This is a genomic window from Lamprobacter sp. (assembly GCF_034860625.1).
In the GTDB taxonomy this organism is placed as follows: Bacteria; Pseudomonadota; Gammaproteobacteria; order Chromatiales; family Chromatiaceae; genus Lamprobacter.
This window is the reverse complement of record NZ_JAYESN010000384.1, coordinates 1-2,181: the sequence shown is the minus strand read 5'-3', so window position 1 is coordinate 2,181 and position 2,181 is coordinate 1. Positions and strand designations below refer to the sequence as shown.

The window sequence follows — 2,181 nt, the reverse complement described above, 5'->3', positions numbered from 1 at the left end:
CAGGAGCAGCCCAATGCCACCCCAGAGCGCGGCGCGGCGCAGCACGCGCGCAACCTGCGTCGCTGGCGTGCGGCTAAACCAGTAGAGAAACCAAAACAGACCGCCGATGACGATCAGCAGGATCAGCAGCCGCGCCATTGCTCAGACTCCACCATCATCATTTACTCACCTCTCAGCTGCTGGGTCAGCCGCAGGACATCACCACCGCGCTGGCGACTAAAATCAGCCAGCGCCTTGCGGCCGCCAGCGGCATAGACCGCTACCGCACTGAGAAGGTCCTTCAGGGTGCGCGGACTCGAGGCGTCGAACGGACACCAAGCACCACCGCTGAGGCGCGCAATCTCCTTTAATGCACGCTCGGCGGTCGATTCACGCCCATCCTGAAACACGAAGGCTGGCACCCCGAGCAGGCCGAGCTGGCCTGCGCGACCTGCAAGACCGTCGAGCGGCTCTTCGACGCAATCGCCGACGAAGACCAGTGCATTGACGCGCTTGCGTTCGGTTTCAGCGATGGCGTGATCGAGTACGCGACCGATCTGGGTGATGCCAGCCGCGCAGCGCACCGCCGTCATCCTTGGCAAGAGCTGATCGGCACGACTGCACCAGGGCGACGCGTGCAGCTCTTGAAAACCGCGGTAATGGACAAGCTGCACATCGAGTCCGCCGAGGTCGTTCGTCTCCTGGAACATCGCCGCCTGCAAACTGGCGGCCTGATCCCAGCTCGGCTCGCGGCTAGCGGTTGCGTCCATTGAAAAGATTAGCCGCCCGCGCGAACCCGACGGCGCCCGCTTCGGCACCGCTGCCACCTGCGCTAAGAAGGCATCCACCTCGTTCCGGTTCGACGTCGTTTCCAGGTCTGTTCGCGAACGTTTCATCGTCCTCAGCTGTTCGGGTAGATTGAGCGTAAATTGAGGGTCAAGGGGGTAAATCGACGGTCAATGGGTCGCAAATCAGGGCTCATCGCCCTCGGTGACGATCTGCAGCTGCGAATGCACGAGCGTCCGATGCACCGGGCAGCGTTCGGCGATCTCCAGCAGCAGCGCACGTTCCTGCTCGCTGAGCGCACCCACCAGTGTGATCCGCTGCACAATCTGCTGCGGACCCTGCCGAGCGCCCTCTGCGGCCGGACGCTCCTGATGCCGAAGCCGCACCTCAATGTCATCGAGCGCCAGACGTTTCCGGCTCGCCACCATGCGCAGCGTCATCGAGGTACAGGCCCCTAACGCCATCAGCAACAGCTCATAGGGATTCGGCCCCAGATCCGTGCCGCCCGCCGTTTCCGGCTCGTCCGCCAGCAACTGATGCCGCGCCGCATAGAGCCCACGCAAAAAGGCCTGATCGCGCTCGGTTACCAGCACCTCGCCGGGCCTCACCTTGGGCGCAGTGCCACCGCCGGCCTCCTCCTGGTGGCGATGTAGCCCCAGATACCGGCTTGCCCAGGCGACCAGCGTCTCGGCGACGTACTCGGAATCCTCCCGGTCGGTCAACAGATGGTCGGCCCGATCGAGCGAGATGAAGCTCTTCGGATGCAGCGCCGCATGGTAGATCTTTGCCGCCTCCTCAACCTCAACGATCTCATCGACGGGCGAATGGAACACCAACAGCGGGCGCTTCAGCCGACGGATATGCTCCGCATCGGCATACTGCTTGAGATCGTCGAGGAACTGGCGACGGATGCGAAAACGGCGTCGACCCACCTTGACCTCGGCCTCGCCGGTCGACTCCATCTCGCCGCGCACACCGCTGAACAGGTGCTCGATATGATCCGGCGTCGCCGGCGCGGCGATCGTCACCACCGCCTCGACCGACGGCAGGCGCCCCGCGGCGGCGAGCACCGCAGCGCCGCCCAGGCTGTGGCCGATCAGCAGCGCTGGCGCCGCATAGCCAGCCTCAAGCGCCGCCGCCGCCGCGAGCAGATCCTGGATATTCGACGAAAAGCTGGTGTTGGCGAAGTCGCCATCGCTATTGCCAAGACCGGTGAAATCGAAACGCAGCACCGCAATGCCGCGTGCCGCTAGGGCACGGCTGATCCGGGTTGCCGCCGCGAGATCCTTACCGCAGGTGAAGCAGTGCGCGAACAGCGCATAGCGCTGGGTTTCTACACCCGCCGGCGGCGTCTCCAGCAGCCCCGCGAGCCGGTGGCCCTCGGGATTGTTAAAATCGAACCGGATGCGTGCCATT

General features: G+C 64.5%; 2 protein-coding genes. Both read right to left on the bottom strand.

The genetic code is table 11. The annotated features are described in order from the left end of the window. Positions 1 to 161: 161 nt before the first annotated feature. Positions 162 to 749 carry a VWA domain-containing protein gene (locus tag VBE63_RS27865; protein ID WP_323686241.1) on the bottom strand — a complete coding sequence of 196 codons (588 nt, stop codon included), beginning with the start codon at positions 747 to 749 and terminating at the stop codon, positions 162 to 164. Positions 750 to 950: 201 nt separating this feature from the next. Continuing rightward, a complete protein-coding gene (locus VBE63_RS27860; RefSeq protein ID WP_323686240.1) occupies positions 951 to 2,180 on the bottom strand; it encodes a bifunctional alpha/beta hydrolase/OsmC family protein in 1,230 nt (409 codons plus the stop codon). Position 2,181 lies beyond the last annotated feature (1 nt).

Excerpts from the sequence above, each read along its gene's own strand:
- VBE63_RS27865 (WP_323686241.1), bottom strand. The coding sequence starts at position 749 with ATGGACGCAACCGCTAGCCGCGAGCCGAGCTGGGATCAGGCCGCCAGT.
- VBE63_RS27860 (WP_323686240.1), bottom strand. The coding sequence starts at position 2,180 with ATGGCACGCATCCGGTTCGATTTTAACAATCCCGAGGGCCACCGGCTC.